Origin of the sequence: Archangium lipolyticum, from assembly GCF_024623785.1 — a bacterium.
In the GTDB taxonomy this organism is placed as follows: Bacteria; Myxococcota; Myxococcia; order Myxococcales; family Myxococcaceae; genus Archangium; species Archangium lipolyticum.
The window spans coordinates 227,179-244,661 of record NZ_JANKBZ010000012.1 but is presented as its reverse complement, the minus strand read 5'-3'; the positions used below and the strand labels follow the sequence as shown (position 1 = coordinate 244,661).

Annotated in this window: 14 protein-coding genes; 10 read left to right on the top strand and 4 right to left on the bottom strand. The window is 68.3% G+C overall.

Features of this window, described 5'->3' with window-relative positions:
- Nucleotides 1–143 precede the first annotated feature (143 nt).
- The 3 genes from NR810_RS25825 to NR810_RS25815 all read left to right on the top strand — a co-directional run bounded on the left by NR810_RS25825 (nt 144) and on the right by NR810_RS25815 (nt 3,484).
- A complete protein-coding gene (locus NR810_RS25825) occupies nt 144–1,700 on the top strand; it encodes a TldD/PmbA family protein (RefSeq protein ID WP_257456182.1) in 1,557 nt (518 codons plus the stop codon).
- A gap of 11 nt (nt 1,701–1,711) precedes the next feature.
- Nucleotides 1,712–3,049, top strand: a complete 1,338-nt coding sequence (locus NR810_RS25820) for a TldD/PmbA family protein (RefSeq protein ID WP_257456174.1) — start codon at nt 1,712–1,714, stop codon at nt 3,047–3,049.
- An 84-nt stretch (nt 3,050–3,133) separates the two neighbouring features.
- Nucleotides 3,134–3,484 (top strand): hypothetical protein, encoded by a 351-nt coding sequence (locus NR810_RS25815; protein ID WP_257456172.1) that lies wholly within the window; start codon nt 3,134–3,136, stop codon nt 3,482–3,484.
- A 16-nt stretch (nt 3,485–3,500) separates the two neighbouring features.
- Here NR810_RS25815 and NR810_RS25810 read toward each other — a convergent pair whose 3' ends face one another.
- From NR810_RS25810 to NR810_RS25795, 4 genes are all read right to left on the bottom strand, one after another.
- The gene (locus tag NR810_RS25810; protein ID WP_257456170.1) at nt 3,501–3,872 is read right to left on the bottom strand and encodes a VOC family protein; all 372 of its coding nucleotides are present in this window, start codon (nt 3,870–3,872) and stop codon (nt 3,501–3,503) included.
- Between the two features lie 132 nt (nt 3,873–4,004).
- Nucleotides 4,005–5,504 (bottom strand): hypothetical protein, encoded by a 1,500-nt coding sequence (locus NR810_RS25805; RefSeq protein WP_257456286.1) that lies wholly within the window; start codon nt 5,502–5,504, stop codon nt 4,005–4,007.
- 123 nt (nt 5,505–5,627) lie between these two features.
- Nucleotides 5,628–7,658 carry a hypothetical protein gene (locus NR810_RS25800; RefSeq protein WP_257456169.1) on the bottom strand — a complete coding sequence of 677 codons (2,031 nt, stop codon included), beginning with the start codon at nt 7,656–7,658 and terminating at the stop codon, nt 5,628–5,630.
- Nucleotides 7,658–10,033 (bottom strand): bifunctional metallophosphatase/5'-nucleotidase, encoded by a 2,376-nt coding sequence (locus NR810_RS25795; RefSeq protein WP_257456168.1) that lies wholly within the window; start codon nt 10,031–10,033, stop codon nt 7,658–7,660. The genes NR810_RS25800 and NR810_RS25795 overlap by 1 nt, the downstream gene beginning before the upstream one ends.
- 120 nt (nt 10,034–10,153) lie before the next feature.
- On the opposite strand from NR810_RS25795, the gene NR810_RS25790 reads away from it, so the two are divergent.
- The 7 genes from NR810_RS25790 (at nt 10,154) to NR810_RS25760 (ending at nt 17,482) form a co-directional block, all read left to right on the top strand.
- Nucleotides 10,154–10,828, top strand: coding sequence for an NUDIX hydrolase (locus NR810_RS25790; protein ID WP_257456166.1), 675 nt, complete (start codon nt 10,154–10,156; stop codon nt 10,826–10,828).
- Between the two features lie 54 nt (nt 10,829–10,882).
- Nucleotides 10,883–12,280, top strand: a complete 1,398-nt coding sequence (locus NR810_RS25785; protein ID WP_257456164.1) for an MFS transporter — start codon at nt 10,883–10,885, stop codon at nt 12,278–12,280.
- 2 nt (nt 12,281–12,282) lie between these two features.
- Nucleotides 12,283–12,684 carry an arsenate reductase/protein-tyrosine-phosphatase family protein gene (locus NR810_RS25780; RefSeq protein ID WP_257456163.1) on the top strand — a complete coding sequence of 134 codons (402 nt, stop codon included), beginning with the start codon at nt 12,283–12,285 and terminating at the stop codon, nt 12,682–12,684.
- Between the two features lie 122 nt (nt 12,685–12,806).
- The gene (locus NR810_RS25775; protein ID WP_257456161.1) at nt 12,807–14,369 is read left to right on the top strand and encodes a hypothetical protein; all 1,563 of its coding nucleotides are present in this window, start codon (nt 12,807–12,809) and stop codon (nt 14,367–14,369) included.
- Nucleotides 14,370–14,419: 50 nt separating this feature from the next.
- On the top strand, nt 14,420–15,163 hold the full coding sequence (locus NR810_RS25770; protein ID WP_257456159.1) for an HAD family hydrolase: 744 nt from the start codon (nt 14,420–14,422) through the stop codon (nt 15,161–15,163).
- Nucleotides 15,164–15,315: 152 nt separating this feature from the next.
- The gene (gene pdhA, locus NR810_RS25765) at nt 15,316–16,440 is read left to right on the top strand and encodes a pyruvate dehydrogenase (acetyl-transferring) E1 component subunit alpha (RefSeq protein ID WP_257456158.1); all 1,125 of its coding nucleotides are present in this window, start codon (nt 15,316–15,318) and stop codon (nt 16,438–16,440) included.
- 55 nt (nt 16,441–16,495) lie between these two features.
- Nucleotides 16,496–17,482 carry a pyruvate dehydrogenase complex E1 component subunit beta gene (locus NR810_RS25760; RefSeq protein WP_257456156.1) on the top strand — a complete coding sequence of 329 codons (987 nt, stop codon included), beginning with the start codon at nt 16,496–16,498 and terminating at the stop codon, nt 17,480–17,482.
- Nucleotide 17,483: the final 1 nt, after the last annotated feature.

The window sequence follows — 17,483 nt, the reverse complement described above, 5'->3', positions numbered from 1 at the left end:
GTCGCCCGGTCCGTTCTCTGTCGTGTAACTCACGCCCGATGAGGCGCGGCGGATTTCCGGAATACTCCCACGCCTGGGGGGTTACGCTCCGAGTGCGTGGTGCACTTCCCTAGAGGAGAGCCATGGCGAGAGGAAAAACCGGAATGACGCGACGTGACTTCGTGGGCCTCGGTACCGCGGCAATGGCCATGGCGGGAGCGGGCGAGTTGTTGATCGGCTGTGCGACCACCCAGCAGGCGGGCCCGGGTGGCCTGGGCGGTGGCTCGGACGGACCTTCGAATTCGATCGGGTACTTCGCCCGCTTCGGCGTCACCGAGAACCTCATCCGCGAGACGCTGGCCGCCGCCCTGTCACGGGGCGGGGACTACAGCGACCTGTTCTTCCAGCACCGCATCTCCACCTCCATGGCGCTCGAGGACGGCTCGGTGAACAAGGCGTTCACCTCCGTCGAGCTCGGCGTGGGCGTGCGCGTCGTCAAGGGCGACCAGACGGGCTATGCCTACACCGAGGAGCTCACCCTCGACGCGATGCGTAGCGCCGCCCGGACGGCCGCGGCGATCGCCGATGGCCCCTCCCGGCCCGGCCCCCAGAGCTTCCACCTCTTCAAGGAGCTGCCGCAGCGCTACGCGCTCAAGGTGGGCTGGGATGCCGTGCGTCCCGAGCAGAAGCTGCCCCTCCTCGAGGGGTTGAACGCGGCGGCGTTCAAGGCGGACCCGCGCATCGTCAAGGTGAGCCTCTCGTTCTCCAATGAGTACGGCGCCGTCCTCGTGGCCGACAGCAACGGGCGGCTCGTGGAGGACCTCCAGCCCATGACGCTGCTGGGCCTCTCGTGCGTGGCCGAGCAGAACGGCAAGCGCGAGCAGAACGGCTACAACGTCGCGGGCCGCGCCGGGTTCGACTTCTACTCGCCCGAGCGGCTCGACCGCATCGTGCGCGAGGCGGTGAGCCGCACCACCATCCTCTTCGAGGCGGTGCAGCCTCCGGCGGGCGAGCTGCCGGTGGTGCTCGCGGCGGGCTCGTCGGGCATCCTCCTGCACGAGGCGATCGGCCACGGCATGGAGGCCGACTTCAACCGCAAGGGCACGTCCATCTACTCGGACAAGATCAACAAGCCCATCGCGCACCCCTTCGTGAACATCGTCGACGACGGCACGAACGAGTACGCGCGCGGCGCCATCAACGTGGACGACGAGGGCAACGTGCCGGGCAAGACGATGCTCGTGGAGAACGGCGTGCTCACCACGTACCTCCACGACTCCATCTCCGCGAAGCACTACAAGGTGAAGCCCACCGGCAACGGCCGCCGCGAGAGCTACCGCCACGCGCCCCTGCCGCGCATGCGCTCCACGTACATGCTCCCGGGCCCGCACAAGCACGAGGAGATCATCGCGTCGGTGAAGAAGGGCATCTACTGCTCGAACTTCACCAACGGGCAGGTGAACATCGGCGGTGGCGACTTCACCTTCTACGTGAAGAACGGCTACCTCATCGAGGACGGGAAGCTGACCCGGCCGATCAAGGACGTGAACATCATCGGCAACGGGCCGCGGGTGCTCGAGAAGGTGGACATGGTGGCCGACAACCTCGTCATCGACGAGGGCGGCTGGACGTGCGGCAAGGACGGCCAGGGCGTGCCGGTGTCCCAGGGCCTCCCCACGGTCCGGGTCTCGTCGATCACCGTGGGCGGACGCAACGCGTGAAGGGGGCCGACATGAGCACGACGAACAACACGAATCTGGCGGAAGTCGCGCGGCAGGCGGTCGACCTCGCGAAGAAGCAGGGAGCCTCCGAGGTGGCGGCCAACGCCGGCCGCACCCGCGAGGTCGAGGTGCAGTGGCGCGACGGCCGGTTGGACAAGATCTCCGAGGCCACGACGCGGGGGCTGTCGGTGCAGCTCTACGTCGACGGGCGCTACTCCGCGGTGTCCACGAGCGACCTGCGTCCGGAGGCGCTGGAGCGCTTCATCTCCGACTCCGTCACGATGACGCGCGCCCTGGCGCGTGACGAGCACCGCCGGCTGCCGGAGCCCGAGCTGTACGCGGGCCGCATGGAGGTGGACCTGGCGATCGAGGATCCGAATCAGGCGAAGCTCAGCGCCGAGGAGCGCCAGCGCATCGTCCGGGAGTTGGAGGCGGCCGCCCGCGCGGTCGACACGAAGGGCGCCATCCTGTCCGTCACCACCGCCTTCGGAGACGTCCTGCGGGAGACGTACCGTGTCAGCTCGAACGGCTTCGAGGGAGGCATCCGCGGAACCCAGTTCTTCGCCTCCGCCGACGTGAGCGCCAAGGACTCGGACGGGCGCCGGCCGGAGGAGAGCGACTTCGCCGTCGCGCGCTTCTTCGCGGACCTGCCCGACGCGACCACCCTGGGCCGCCGGGCCGGAGAGCGCGCCCTGGGCCGCCTCGGTGCGGCGAAGGGCGCGTCGGCCGTGCTGACGATGGCCGTCGACAACCGCGCCGCGGGCCGGCTCGTGTCGATGCTGCTCGGGCCCATGACGGGCATGGCCCTCCAGCAGAAGCGCTCGTTCCTCGACGGGAAGCAGGGCCAGAAGGTGGGCAGCGATCGCCTGGTGCTCACGGACGATCCGCACATCCAGCGGGGTCTCGGCTCACGCCTGTTCGACGGCGAGGGCATCGCCGCGAAGCCCCTGCCGCTGTTCGAGGCGGGCGTGCTCCGCTCCTACTTCATCGACAGCTACTACGGCCGCAAGCTGAAGACCCGCCCGACGACCGGCGGCGCCTCGAACCTCTCCTGGAAGCTCGGCGAGAAGGGACAGGCCGCGCTCCTGGCGGACCTGAAGGAGGGCATCCTGGTGACGGGCTTCCTCGGCGGCAACTCGAACGCCGTGACGGGGGACTTCTCCCTCGGCGTCCAGGGGTTCCGCGTGCGCGGCGGGAAGCTCGCCGAGCCCATCAGCGAGATGAACATCTCCGGCAACCAGATGGACCTCTGGAAGCGCCTGGTGGCCGTGGGCAATGATCCGTTCGCCTACAGCGCGATGCGCACGCCGACCCTCGTCTTCGAGGGTGTGCAGTTCGCGGGCGTCTGAGCCGGGAAGTCCTGGTCCGGGCAGGAGCAGTGCTGTCATGGTTCGTCCCGGCCCCCGGCCGGGGAGGCCGCACTGGAGGAAGTGATGAGGAGAGCGCTCCTGCTCGGTTTCGTCCTGTTGGTGTCCTGCAATGACCTCACGCCGCCGGATGAGGTCCCGGTGGATGGTGGAATCCGTGGGGATGGCGGAATGGGGGATGGTGGCTCCACGCTCCAGGCCGCCCCCATGGGGGGCGGCTTCTGCTGCCCGATCGAGACACCGTCCTGCAGTTGTTTCCGGACCGGCGGCTGGGTCGCCACGGACGACATCTCGAAATGCGACGGCATCTGCGATGGGGCTCCGCCCTACACTCGGACGGTCGACTCGCACGGCTGCGAGGTGGTGGCGATCGGCGGCACGAACTCCTGCAACCCCACCCCACCACCTTCTCCGTGAGGCAGGGCCGCGGTGGTTACACGGGCTCGATGAAGTTCAGCCGGTAGCCGTCGGGATCCGTGACGATGATCTCCCGCGTGTACCAGGGCTGCACGGTGGGGCCCTCGACGCCCGCGCCGTGCGCCCGGGCCCGTTCGGCCACCTCGTTCAGGCCCGTGGCGCCGATGCGGAAGCCCAGCAGCACGCCCACGCCCCGCCGGCCCTCCAGCGCCACCGCCGAGGGCACGGCGACCAGGTACACCTCCGCCTGGTTCTCCCAGCGCAGGTGGATGAAGGGGGGCTCCGCGTGCATGCGCTTGAACCCGAGCGCCTCGTAGAACCGCGCGGAGCGCTCGGCGTCCGACACGAGCAACTTCACGAAGGACGACAACAGCTGATCGCTATCCATGCCAGCCGTCTGTAACACGGCGTCTGCTCCGGGCGCTCACGTTCCGGAGGCCAGTTCCGCCGTCGTGAACATGAAAAGGCCCCGGGTTCCGCGGAACCCGAGGCCTCGGTGGAGCGGCTCGACGCGGGCCGCCTAGAAGCGCGCCTGCAGCAGCATGTTGAAGCCCAGCGCGTGGGGCTTCTCGAAGCTGGGCTGCGCCACGCCGAAGACGTCGTCCCGGAAGGTCGTCCGGTTGGCGTCGTAGGTGTAATAGACCTCGCCCACCGCGGAGACGATCTCCGACAGGTCCCACCGGAAGGTGCCCTTGGCGGAGATGATGGGCTCGGCCTCGCAGGTGCTGTTGTCGCTGCCGCACGTGGTGGGGAGGATGCTCAGCACGTTGACGTCACGCACCACCACGGTGCGCGTGCCCGTGAGGCCCGGGGGCGGGTTGTTGCCGCCGAAGAGCGGCTCGGGGCTGCGGAACGTCGCCGGCTGCTGCACGCCCAGGATGAAGCCCGGGGTGAAGTGCAGCGCGGGGATGTGGAAGTCCGCGCCCGCGGCGATGAACATCTCCGGCTTGAGCTCCGTGCCGTTCGGGAAGTCGGTGAAGGGCGGCAGGCCGGGCACCTCGAACTGGATGAAGGACAGGTCGCGGTACAGGCCCAGCACGTGGAAGCGCCAGTAGTTCCACTTGGCGCGCGCCTGCAGCGCCACCGCGGTGGCCTCCTGCGGCACCGTGCGGCCGAACACGTCCGGATCCGACAGCGTCTGCACCAGGTAGCTGCCCTCGAGGGACACCGAGTACGAGAGCCCACCCGGGTACTGCTCCGGGGCGAAGAAGCGCTGGTAGACGTCCGGATCGTTCCGGTACAGCCGGAAGTCCACGCTGGTGCCCACCGGCACGCCCACGTGGTGGACGATCTGCGCGGACACGCCCGCCGAGTTCACCGGCGCCTCCACGCCCAGCGCGGCCAGGCCCGGGACGATGCCCTTCTGGAAGTAGCCGCCACCGGCCTCCACGCGCAGCGTCTCGAAGGGATCCCATCCGGCGCCGGCCATGAAGCCGTAGAGCGTCTCCTGCTCCTTGATGAGATCGTTGAGCACCAGCGCCGTCTTGGCGCCCGCGAAGGCGTACCACTTGTCGCGGGTGAGCTGCAGCTTGGCGCCCGGCACGCCCGCCGCGGTGGCGCGGGTGGTGAAGATGCCGCTGCCGCCCCAGGAGATGCGGTAGGCATAGCCCAGCCGGAAGCGGTCCGCGGACACGGGGAAGCCGGTGAGGGACAGGCCCTCGTTCTCGCCCCAGCCCGGCGGCCGGTAGTTGAGGCGGATGTAGCTGGAGTTGTCCCTCAGGTCGATTCCGCCCGAGGGCCGCTCCAGCAACAGCACCGTGAGGGCCGCCTCGGTGGTGAGGCCCTCGAAGAACGCCGGCATCTTCTTGTAGAGGACGATGTTGGACAGCGTCTCGAAGCCGGAGAACCGGGTGTTGAAGTTGTCGTAGAACTGGGTGTTCTGGATGCCCGCGCCGAAGCGGGCCGTGGGGCTGTTGGGCGTCGTCTCGCCCGCGTTGGCGAATACGTTGTCGTCCGCGAAGGCGAACGACAGACGGGTGTCGACGAAGTCTCCAGCCCATGCGGGCATGGAGAGGGTCATCAGCCCGGTCAGGGCCAGCGTGCGCAGCGTCTTCTTCAAAGTCCCTCCAAGGGGCGGCGGGGGGTGCCGCCCCTCCCTGCGCCCCGCTGGGAACGGGGCGCTTCACTTCGTCATGGCACTACTTCACTCACAAGACTTCAGCGGGCGCGGGCACTCCATGCCCTCACCCGGATGGCAGCACAGGTCGTCCGCGTCGCGCGGCATCACCATCCAGCGCGGCCGGGCCGGCTGGACCTGGCGCAGGTGGCCCACCACGTCATAGGTGGCTCCGCGCAGGAAGCGGCACTGCTGGGCGCTGTCCGCGTCCGCGTCGTTCTCGTCGCAGTCCACCTTCAGGTCCGGCACCGCGTCCTGGGTGACGAGCATCAGACGCGTGCGCGTGCTGCTGCCCACGAAGCACCTGGGCGGCGCGGACCCCGGAGGAGGAGTGGACGGGGCCTCCTTGGCCAGGAAGGCCACGTAGCCCTCGCCGGCGCGCACGGTGACGTCCCGCCGCGTCTTCGCCGGCAGCAGCGTGTCCTTGTCGGTGGCGGTGGTGGCGGTGCTGGGGCCGAAACGCACGTACGTGTCGAGGTCGCACCAGACGGTGATCGGCTCGCCCTCGGGGTAGCCCTTGGCGATGGGCCTGGACTGGGTGTTGGAGAGGACGACCTCCTGCCCGCGCAGGGGCAGCGAGTCATCCAGGCCGGCCGCGTACGGACCCGGGCCCGTCATCTCCACCACGAACTGGCCGTAGCCGGTGTGCTGGCTGCGCTCGGCGCAGACGGTGCGCTGGTAGGCGCCGGTGCCGATGGTGCAGTCGATGTTGCACTGGATCTCGTCCATGTCCTCGGGCTCCACGTCGCCGCAGAAGCTCCACGCGCCCCGTTTGCTGCAGAAGAAGGGGACCTCGCCATCGCCGTTGAAGTCGCAGTCCTTGAAGACCTGCGGGAAGCGCACGTGGCGCACCTTCACCAGCCCCGACTCCAGGCTCTCCATCTTCAGGTTGCTCGTGTAGTAGCCGCAGAGCCCGTCGACGTTGGTGTACGCCAGCTCGTTCTTCAGCCCGCAGTGGCGCAGGTTGATCTCCACCGGCGGGTTGAGCTTCAGGTACTTGTCCCACTGGTCGAGCGGCAGCTGGCGCACGTGCTCGCGCACCGTCCACGAGGGGAAGGTGAGCTGCGTGGTGGAGGTGAACTCCTGGATGGAGCCGGAGAGCGTCCACAGCAGATCCCCCGGGTCGAGCCCCTCGGGGTAGCTGTAGTTGTAGACGAACATCGAGGCGTAGCTGCCGGGCAGGTAGCCGCTGGGCTCGGGGACGGCCACCTGCGCGGCCGCGCTGACGTCCTCGGGGACGCGGCAGGCGGTGATGTCCGTGACGAAGAAGCCCGAGGGATCCGTCCCCGTCACCAGCAGGGTGACGGGCGGCTGCGGATCCGGCTTGCCGTCCTTGTCCAGGTCCACGGCGGGGCAGTTCTGGTACAGGATGGAGCCGGACTCTGGGGCCCGGCCCACGGTGACGAACTTCGTCACGAAGGGCGAGGTGGTGTTGTCGTAGAGCTGCGGCGTCTGGACGGAGGCCAGCGTGGGCTCGGCGAACAGCAGGGGCGAGGAGGCGCCGGCGGCGTAGGTGCGCGACGCGGGCTCCTTGGGGAGCTTCGTCTGGTCACCCTTGATGGCGCCGTTGGCGTAGTTGAGCTTCACGGGCTCGTCCATGGCCCAGACGCGCACGTCGCCGTAGATGTGCTGGGCGCGCATCTTCCCGAGGCCACGGCCGCGCGACAGCGTCATCCAGTAGTAGCTGTAGTCGTCGCCGGAGAGATCGCCCGGCACCACCTTGAAGCTCACCGGCCCGTTGAAGTCGAGCGGCTTGCCGGCCTTGTCCAGGGCGGTGACGTCCACCAGCATCTCCACCGGGCCCCGGGGGATGACGTAGCGGCAGTCCTCCTTGCCGCGCGCCTCGAGGGGCACGTGCTCCGTCCTGGTGCCGCCGAAGCGGGAGATGCAGGCGGGGACCACGTCGAGCGGCAGGGTGCCGCCGCTGGGGGTCACCGCGGTGACGCTCTGCACCACCACCCGGAACGAGCCGATCCCCGGCGGAGTGGGAGACTCCACGTCGTAGCAGCCGGACGCGGCGGCGGCGCTCGCCGCGAGGAGCAGGAAACGCTTCTTCATCACTTCACCCTCCGTCCGATACGGCCATCCTCGATGGCGGTGGCGATGGGCATCTCGGTTGGGTTCTCACAGAAGGTCTCGAGCTGCCGGGTGACCGAACCACACTCCTGGGCACCCGACAGCGCGTCGCGGCAGCTGCAGCGTCCGGTGTACGGGCCCGTGGGCACGTTGCACGTGCTCTGGATCGTCTCCGCATCCAGGTTCTCCACGTGGCAGCGCGCGGCGGCTTCCTCGGGGGGGATGTTCAGCAACTGGCGGCACGTGCAGTCACCCACCGTGCGCGCCAGCGCGTCCTCGAACTCCTGGGCCTTGACGCAGAAGTTGCGCGTCTTGTCATCCACCACCCACTGGCCCTTGATGAGCGTGCCGCAGCGCTCGCCCGTCTTGGACGTCTCGCGGCCCGCGTTGATGTCATCGCAGGTGCAGAAGTTCTGCATGTAGCCGATGAGCGAGTCGCGCAGGGAGATGCCCGTCTCCTGGCGCGTGGTGTTGCGTTTGAGGACGTTGAAGCCCGAGCCCCCCTTGGCGATGTAGTCGTTCACCGCCACGCGGTACATGCCGTTGGGGTTGATGGGGCTGCCGTTGATGGAGATGTCCGTGGCGGGGTGGGCGTAGCAGCGCTCGCCGTCCTGGTCCGCGATGCACTGCCAGGGGGCGTGGTTCTCGCGGTTCTCCTGGGGGCAGTCCGTGGCGTTCTTCGCGGGGTCGCACGGAATGCGCAGGTCGTTGAGCTGCACCTGGGCGCAGTCCATGGTGAAACGCGCGCCGGAGATCTGCGCCTGGCTGACGCAGCCGCGGCTGGCGGAGCGTTCGGCCACGAAGTCGAACATCTCCTGAATCTCCGTGCCCGACAGGTACATGATGTTGATGGTGTTCTCGAACGGGAACACGTTGAACATGGACTCCTGGGTCACCACGCCCGCGTAGAGGTTGTCGCGGATGCCCAGCGAGTTGGTGAGGGCCATCTCCGCCTCCACCGCGCGGCGCTTGCGCATGGAGTCCGCGGTGATGTTGCCCAGCGGCGAGTCACCGCCCGAGGAGGTGTTGCGGCGGGCCACGTCGGTCGGCGCGTAGGAGAAGATGGAGGTGAGCTGGAGGTTGAAGTCCATGCCCAGCAGGTAGGGCTGGAGCAGGTCCGTCGTCTCCCGGTCTTCCTGCTGCTGGCACTCCGCGATGGCCTCGCGCACGCCCTCGGCGTTGATGAACTCTCCGGGGTTCCAGAAGTTGTCGATGTACCAGGCGCGCATGGGCTCGTTGCACCACAGGCCGTCCAGCGGGAAGGCGCGGTAGGAGTGGCTGCTCACCTCGGCGCCATCCGGCGTGCGCTCCTCGGCCTTGGGGACCTTCACCACCAGGTCCGCGCGCCCCACGTACTTGGCGAAGGCGCCCGAGTGCACCACCACCACCTTGCGGCCGCTGGGATCCGTGAGCTCCTGCGGCGGGTTGAGCACCACGTGCAGGTGGCCGCCCAGGATGACGTCCAGGCCGGACACGCCGGGGATGAACACCTTCACCACCGCCTTGGGGTTGCCCTCCAGCTCCGGGTCCGCCCACTCGAGCACCTTCCACTGATCGTGGTCCCGCTCGATGAAGGGCCGGGCGCGCTCGTACTCGTAGTAGGCCTCGTAGCCGCGGATGAGATCCTGGTCCTCGGTGAGGCCCAGGTGGCTGACCACCACGATGAGATCCACCACCGGGCGCAGCATCTCCACGTAGGCACGCGCCGCCTCGTTCTGCTCCAGCGGGGTGGCCTGCAGCGAGTTGCCGCCCTCCACCAGCGAGTTGAGCGAGGAGATGTTGGCCATGCCGATGATGCCCACCTTCAGGCCCTGCACGTTGCGGATGATGTAGGGCTCGGTGTTGAGCGCGGCCTGCTCGTTGCCGGGATCCTTCGGGCTGTCCCAGTAGTAGTTGGCCGCCATCAGCGGGAAGGTGGCGAAGTCGCGCGCCTTCTGGACGAAGTTGGCCAGGCCCGCGTCGAACTCGTGGTTGCCGATCACGGCCGCGTCCATCCGCATCCTGGACAGGAAGCGGAACTCGGCCTCGCCGCTGTTGACGTTGAAGATGGGGGCGCCCTGGAAGCAGTCCCCCGAGTCCAGGTGCAGCACACGCTCGGCGCGCGAGCGCTCGCGCTTGAGGATGGCGCCCAGCCGGGTGGCCCCACCGAAGGGGCCCGCCTCGGGGATGAGGCCCAGGTCCGTATCCGTCTTCAGCGGCGCGAAGTCATAGGGGACGAGCCGTGAGTGGATGTCCGCCGTATGGAGGAAGGTGAGCCGGACTTCCTGTCCGCTGAGATCAATGTCCTGTCCCTCCATGACGGGCATGCAGGAGGCCGAGAGCAGGGCGCACAAGAGGCCGAGCGGGAGACGTCGCATTCGAGGGCGGATCCGGGGGGATTGAAGAAATTGAGCGTAGACGACGGCCCAAGGTACGAGATGATCCCTGGGTGGGCAAGCAACGCCCCTACGTCAGGCTTCTCCGTTAAGGGAACGGCCATGCGACCAAGCAGTCATTCTGCTGTGACCGATATCGAGATCATCGAGGATTTCACGTCGACCGCGAAGTGCGACGAGGGTTTTCTGCGAGTGCGGCGGCTGAGGTGTCAGAACCGGCGCGCGGACGGAACGGCGTCCAAGGTGTACCGGGTGGACGTGGTGGACCGGCCGAGGTTGGACGCGGTGGCGGTGCTGGTCTACCGCCGCGGTGCGTCGGGGCTGGAGGTGCTGACGCGGATGAACCTGAGGCCGGCTGCCTACTTCCGGCGGGGCAAGGAGATGACGGTGCCGGACGGGGCCTCGTACCTGCGGGTGGAGGAGATCGTCGCGGGGCTGCTGGAGCCGGAGGACAAGGGCGAGGCGGGCCTGAGGCACCGGGCGGCGGAGGAGGTGCTCGAGGAAGCCGGGTTCGAGGTGAAGCCGGAGGAAATCCAGCTGCTGGGGGCGGGCTTCTTCCTGGCGCCGGGCATCCTGTCGGAGAAGGTGTTCCCGGCGGCGGTGGACGTGACGGGCAAGGAGCCCGGGGTGCCCCAGGGGGACGGCTCCCCCTTGGAGGAGGGCACGCACCTGCAGTGGAGGCCCATCCGCGAGCTGCTGGCGATGTGCCGGCGCGGCGAGGTGCCGGACGCGAAGACGGAGATCGCCATCCTGCGGCTGCTGGCCGAGCAGCCCTGATCCAGGCGGGTGCGATTGTCGGGAGCCCGCCGGGCGGGTAGGGTGCCCGGCGACATGCACGACGCAGCCCCCTCGTCCTCGACGCCGCGGCCGGAGTATTCGCGGGCCTTCCGCCTTCGCCGCGCGCAGAACTGGCTCACGCTTGGAACCATGTACGCGGCCATGTACATGGGCCGCTACAACTTCTCCTTCGCCAACGCCCGGCTGTCGGAGACGTATGGTTGGAACAAGACGCAGGTGGGCGCGATCATCAGCGCGGCCACCTTCATCTACGGCCTGTCCGCCATCTTCAACGGGCCGCTGGCGGACCGCATCGGCGGGCGCAAGGCCATGCTGGTGGGCGCGGGCGGCGCGGTGGTGTTCAACCTCGCCTTCGGTCTGGGGGCGTACCTGGGCTTCCTGGGCACGGGGACGGTGCTGCTCGGCTACCTGGCCACGGTCTGGTCGCTGAACATGTACTTCCAGTCCTACTCGGCCCTGGCGCTCATCAAGGTGAACTCGGGCTGGTTCCACATCAGCGAGCGCGGCGTGTTCTCCGCCATCTTCGGCTCGATGATCCAAGGTGGCCGGGCGCTCATCTACTTCATCGGGCCGCTGCTGGTGCTGGCGCTGCCCTGGCAGTTCGTCTTCTTCGTGCCCGCGCTGGTGATGGCGACGCTGGGCTTCCTCACCTTCCTCTGGGTGCGTGACGCGCCGGACGAGGCGGGCCTGCCCGCGCTGGACACGGCGGATGCCTCCAGCGGGTACACCGGCAAGGTGGACTTCAAGTACGTGGCGAAGGTGGTCTTCACCAACCCCGTCACGCTGACCATCGCGGCGGCCGAGTTCTGCACCGGCTTCGTGCGCCACGGCTTCGAGCAGTGGTTCCCCCGCTACATGCAGGAGGCGCAGAAGCTGTCGCTCGACAGCCCCATCTTCCAGAAGGGCGCCACGGGCGTGGTGCTGGCGGGCATCGCGGGCGCGTTCTGCGCGGGCATCATGTCCGACCTGCTCTTCAAGGCGCGCCGGCCGCCCGTGGCCTTCATCGGCTACGTGCTCCAGGTGGTGTGCATGGCCATCATCTGGAAGGCGCCGAGCCTCAACCTGGTCATCGCCGCCTTCGTGGTGAACTCCTTCTCCATCAGCATCGTGCACTCGATGCTGTCGGGCACCTCGTCCATGGACTTCGGCGGGAAGAAGGCCGCGGCCACGGCGGCGGGCATGTTCGACGGCATGCAGTACGTCGGTGGCTCCGTGGTGGGCGTGGGCATGGGCTGGATGCTGGACAACTTCGGTTGGGGCGCCTGGGGCCCGAGCATGATCGGCTTCTCGGCCGTTGGCGGCCTCCTCATGCTCACCCTGTGGAACGCCCGGCCCAAGGCGCACGCGTCCCAGACGGCCCCCGCGGCCGCGGCCCCCGAGGCGCCCTCCGACAGCCAGAAGCAGGGCTCCCGGACGGGCACCCAGGGGTAGTCATGAAGACCGTCATCTTCGCCTGTGTCCACAACGCCGGGCGCTCGCAGATGGCCGCCGCCTTCTTCAACGCGCTGGCCAACCCCGCCAGCGCCCGGGCCATCTCCGCTGGCACCCAGCCCGGGGAGCGTGTCCACCCGGAGGTGCGGGCGGCCATGGCCGAGGTGGGCATCGACCTGTCGGGTGCGAAGCCCCAGCGGCTCACCGATGAGCTGGCGCGGGGGGCCTCCATGCTCATCACCATGGGCTGCGGTGAAGCCTGCCCCTACGTGCCGGGGCTCGTGCGCGATGACTGGCCCCTGGAGGATCCCAAGGGCAAGCCCGTGGAGCGGGTCCGGGAGATTCGCGACGAGGTGCGCTCCCGCGTGTCGGCCCTGCTGGCCCGGGAAGGCTGGGCCCGGTAGCTCCCTGGTGGGTGGATGTGTGTGTCCATCGGGCGGAGCCGATCTGGAGTCCCATCAACAGACCAGCGGCCCTGGCCTGGGGGTCACTAGGACGTGACAGACTCGTGACCTAGAGTGCGGGTGTGTCCCCGTCTCCCGCACCTCTGTTGCAGAACCGGCTGGACGTCCACGACCGGAAGCAGTTCGAAATCAAGCTCGAGTACCAGCCTTCCGGCGCGGACGACGAGACGCGTTATCTCGTGGAGACGTACATCTTCCTGCCGACGAGCCTGAACATCGACGCGGAGACGTACCCGCGGGCGGCCTTCTACGCGGACATCCACAACTACGTGCGTTTCAAGACGCCGGTGATGAGCCTGGCGGAGCTGTTGTCCTCGGACGGCACGCCCCTGGCGCGGCTGGAGGCGGGGCTGCTCACGGGGCTCGTGAGCGAGTCGGATCTCGTCTACCAGGCGAAGCTGCTGTCCTGCATCTTCCGTGGGGCGCTGCGGCGCTTCGCCAACGGTGTGGACGAGCAGTGCGAGGGACTGGCGCGAGGCTCGGGAGAGGCCACGTGCGCGCGGCTGGAGGCCGAGTCGCATACGGTGAGCGATGGCGCGCGGCGGGTGTTGGAGCGCTTCCGTGCGTGGGCACGCTCGGCCAACCGCTACCGGTTGCAGGAGAAGACGCGCGCCTCCATCCGTCTGGTGGACGAGTACATGAGCCTCACGGTGGAGCAGTTCTTCCGCAAGGCCGTGGCGGACATGGACGCGCTGCCGCGCTCGGGCGTCTACATCGAGCTGCGCAAGGCGCTGATGGACGAGGTGCTGCGCGAGGAGCAGTACCGCAAGGCGAACCAGCTGCGCTCGGTCATCAGCCCCACCGGTGACAACGAGGAGTACATGCACCGGTTCGGCTTCCTGAAGAAGTTCTGCATGAACATCCTCTTCCTGTCGGCGCGGCGGAACCAGAAGCGCCAGGGCTGGGAGGAGGTGCTGTTCGCGCTCGCGGCGGGCGTGGCCATGGCCTTCGCGACGTCGGTGGCCTTCTGGGCGCAGGTCCGCTTCACCCAGGCCAGCCTCAACTTCTTCCTCATCATGGTGGTGGGCTACATGATGAAGGACCGCATCAAGGAGGGCATGCGCCGCATCTTCAGCCAGGTGGCGTCGCGGCACCTGTACGACAGGACGGCGGGCATCGTGGACCCGGTGACGGAGAAGTGCCTGGGCACGTGCGAGGAGAAGGTGGACTACGGGCGCGCGGTGCGGGTGCCTCCCGAGGTGGCCGCGTTGCGGTCCCGGGACGACTTCATCACCGTGTCCCAGGGCGAGCTGACGGAGACGGTCATCCGCTACCAGAAGCAGGTGGTGCTGGACGTGGAGCTGCTGCCGCGCACCGAGCGGGGGGTGAGTGGGATCACCGACATCATCCGGCTCAACGTGGAGCGCTTCCTGCGCGACATGGACGAGCCCGAGTACGCGCTGGAGTACGTGGACCTGGAGGACTTCTCCGTGGGGCGCGTGCGCGGGGCCAAGAGCTACCAGGTGGACCTGGCCTTCCGCTTCATCGTCCAGGAGGCGGGGCAGGAGCGGGTCTCCTTGCAGCTCGTCCGGCTGGTGATGGACCGCAATGGCATCAAGCGGATGCTGCGCCTGTCTCCCCCGGAGCAGCCCTTCCGGCCCGAGCCCCTGCGCTCGGCCGCCTGATCGTCCGAATTCCGCGCAATCCGGGCGCGGGGTGCCCTATAGAGAGGTCCATGGCTTCGGATCTCAAGACCCGCGTCCGGGAGGGCTGGCAGAGCACGCTGCGCTCCATCCTGGACGAGGCGCGTTCGCTCGGTGCCCAGGCGGTGCTCGCCTTCGACCTGGACTCGACCCTCTTCGACAACCGTCCCCGCCAGGCGCGCATCCTCCGGGAGTTCGGCCTGGCCCGGGCGGTGGAGAAGCTGGGCTCCTGCGAGCCGCACCACTGGGAGAGTGGCTTCGACATGCGGGGCGCCATGCGCAGGTGCGGCCTGACGGAGGAGGAGGTGGAGGCCCACTTCCCCTCGGTCCGTGCCTTCTGGCTGGAGCGCTTCTTCACCAATGAGTATTGCGTGGACGACGTGGCCACCCAGGGCGCCGCGGCCTTCACCCACGCGGTGGTGGCCACCGGGGCGCATCTGGCCTACGTCACGGGTCGCCACGAGGGCATGCGGGCGGGCACCGTGGAGTGCATGCGCCGCAACGGCCTGGCCGTGCCTGGAGAGGGGCGGGTGCACCTGCTGATGAAGCCCTCCGAGCGCGACAACGACGATGCCTTCAAGCGCGAGGCCCATGCCCGGCTGGGAGAGTTGGGGCGGGTGATCGCCGCCTTCGACAACGAGCCCACGCACGCCAACGACTACCTGCGCCGCTTCCCGGAGGCCAAGGTCGTCCACCTGGCGACCGACCATTCCGGTAGGCCCGTGGTCCTGCTCGACGAGATCGTCTCGGTGCCGCACTTCTCTCACGAGCCGTGACGCAACGCGCCCAAAGGTGGGGCTCAGGACTCACCCATCTGTTTGTTGCACGAAAGCCCTTGCAGTCCCCTTGCCGCGCGCTATGAGGCGCACGGCGTGTCTGCCGCCCTTCTACGCTGGGGGGGCGGTCTCATCGTACGGAGGCATTGGCGGTGGCCAGCAAGTACTCGAAAGACCTGCTGTTGACGATGTACCGGAAGATGTACCTCATGCGCCGCTTCGAGGAACGGGCGGGCCAGCAGTACGGTCTGGGGAAGATCGCCGGTTTCTGCCATCTGTACATCGGCCAGGAGGCGGTAGCGGCCGGTGTCGAGGAGGCCATCCGCCCGGATGACTACATGCTCTCGGGTTATCGCGATCACGCCCAGCCGCTGGCGCGTGGCTCGGACGCGGGCATGGTGATGGCGGAGCTCTTCGGCCGCACCGGTGGCTACAGCAAGGGCAAGGGCGGCTCGATGCACATCTTCGACATCGAGCACCACTTCTACGGTGGCTACGGCATCGTCGGCGCGCAGATCGGCCTGGCGGCGGGCATGGCCTTCGCCAGCCGCTACCGCAACGAGGACCGCATCACCGTGTGCTACTTCGGTGACGCCGCGGCCAACCAGGGCATCTTCCACGAGACGCTCAACATGGCGGTGAAGTGGAAGCTGCCGGTGCTCTACATCTGCGAGAACAACCGCTACGGCATGGGCACGGCCATCGCGCGCGTCGCGGCGGTGCCGGAGATCCACAAGCGTGGCGAGGCCTACGGCATGCGCCACGAGGCCGTGGACGGCATGGACGTGCTGAAGATGTACGAGGCGGTGAAGGACGCGGCCGCGTACATCCGCGCGGGCAACGGCCCGGTGCTGATGGAGGCCAACACCTACCGCTTCCGTGGCCACTCCATGGCCGACCCCGCCACCTACCGCACCAAGCAGGAGGTGGAGGACGAGCGCAAGAACGACCCCATCCCTCGCCTCAAGGACTACGCCATCGCCCAGAAGCTGGCGAAGGCGGAGGAGTTCGACGCCATCGAGGAAGAGGTGAAGCAGCAGGTGGACGCGGCGGTGAAGTTCGCCGACGAGTCGCCCGAGCCCAGCCTGGACGAGCTGTGGAAGGACACCATCGTCGAGGAGGGCGAGGAGGACGTGCGCCCCCGCGAGCGCGTGCTGGGCGTGAAGGTGACGAACTGGCCGAAGTACCCGTCGGGCCAGGAGCTGAAGGTGACGTGGGACCTCGAGCCGCGCGAGCAGGCCGAGAAGGCGGACAAGGCCGCGGGCCTCAAGCGCTAGTTCTTCCTCATCACACTGACTTCTCAACCTACGGATTTCGCATTCGGAGCCAAAGATGGCCGAGTTGATGTACCGCGAGGCGCTGAACCAGGCGCTCGCCGAGGAGATGGAGCGCGACGCCAACGTGTTCCTCATTGGTGAGGAAGTGGGTCGCTACCAGGGCGCCTTCAAGGTGTCGCAGGGACTGCTGGACCGGTTCGGGAGCGCGCGCATCATCGACGCGCCCATCTCCGAGCTGGGCTTCACGGGCCTGGGTGTCGGCGCGGCGATGGTGGGCCTGCGCCCGGTGGTGGAGATGATGACCTGGAACTTCGCCATCCTGGCGATGGACCAGATCGTCAACAACGCGGCGAAGCTGCGGCACATGTCCGGCGGCCAGCTGCGCTGCCCCATCGTGTTCCGTGGCCCCGGTGGCGCGGGCGGCCGGCTCTCCAGCCAGCACAGCCAGGCGCTGGAGTCCACCTACGCCCACTTCCCGGGTCTCAAGGTCGTGGCTCCGGCCACCCCGGCGGACGCCAAGGGCCTGCTCAAGTCCGCGATCCGTGACGAGAACCCCGTCATCATGATCGAGGGCGAGCGCCTCTACGCCCTCAAGGGCGAGGTGCCCGAGGGCGAGCACATCGTCCCCATCGGCAAGGCGGACGTGAAGCGCGAGGGCAAGGACGTCAGCCTCATCACCTGGTCGCGCATGTACTACTTCTGCGAGGAGGCCGCGAAGCAGCTGGAGGCCGAGGGCATCTCCGTGGAGATCCTCGACCTGCGCACGCTGCGGCCGCTGGACGAGGAGGCCATCCTCGCCACGGTGCGCAAGACGAACCGCGCGGTGGTGGTGGAAGAGGGCTGGCCCCTGGCCGGCGTGGGCGCGCAGGTGGTGGACATCATCCAGTCCAAGGGCTTCGATGACCTGGATGCTCCCGTCGTGCGCGTGACCGGCCTCGACGTGAACATGTCCTACGCGGCGAACCTGGAGAACGCGATCCAGCCGGACGCGCCCAAGATCGTCGCCGCCGTGAAGAAGGTCCTCTACCGCGAGGGAGCCTGAG

Bases quoted from the DNA above. Each gene is read 5' to 3' on its own strand.
- NR810_RS25770 (WP_257456159.1), top strand. From the start codon at position 14,420: ATGGCTTCGGATCTCAAGACCCGCGTCCGGGAGGGCTGGCAGAGCACG.
- NR810_RS25800 (WP_257456169.1), bottom strand. From the start codon at position 7,658: ATGAAGAAGCGTTTCCTGCTCCTCGCGGCGAGCGCCGCCGCCGCGTCC.
- NR810_RS25810 (WP_257456170.1), bottom strand. From the start codon at position 3,872: ATGGATAGCGATCAGCTGTTGTCGTCCTTCGTGAAGTTGCTCGTGTCG.
- NR810_RS25790 (WP_257456166.1), top strand. From the start codon at position 10,154: ATGCGACCAAGCAGTCATTCTGCTGTGACCGATATCGAGATCATCGAG.
- NR810_RS25780 (WP_257456163.1), top strand. From the start codon at position 12,283: ATGAAGACCGTCATCTTCGCCTGTGTCCACAACGCCGGGCGCTCGCAG.
- NR810_RS25825 (WP_257456182.1), top strand. From the start codon at position 144: ATGACGCGACGTGACTTCGTGGGCCTCGGTACCGCGGCAATGGCCATG.
- NR810_RS25820 (WP_257456174.1), top strand. From the start codon at position 1,712: ATGAGCACGACGAACAACACGAATCTGGCGGAAGTCGCGCGGCAGGCG.
- NR810_RS25815 (WP_257456172.1), top strand. From the start codon at position 3,134: ATGAGGAGAGCGCTCCTGCTCGGTTTCGTCCTGTTGGTGTCCTGCAAT.
- NR810_RS25805 (WP_257456286.1), bottom strand. From the start codon at position 5,504: ATGACCCTCTCCATGCCCGCATGGGCTGGAGACTTCGTCGACACCCGT.
- NR810_RS25760 (WP_257456156.1), top strand. From the start codon at position 16,496: ATGGCCGAGTTGATGTACCGCGAGGCGCTGAACCAGGCGCTCGCCGAG.
- NR810_RS25785 (WP_257456164.1), top strand. From the start codon at position 10,883: ATGCACGACGCAGCCCCCTCGTCCTCGACGCCGCGGCCGGAGTATTCG.
- NR810_RS25795 (WP_257456168.1), bottom strand. From the start codon at position 10,033: ATGCGACGTCTCCCGCTCGGCCTCTTGTGCGCCCTGCTCTCGGCCTCC.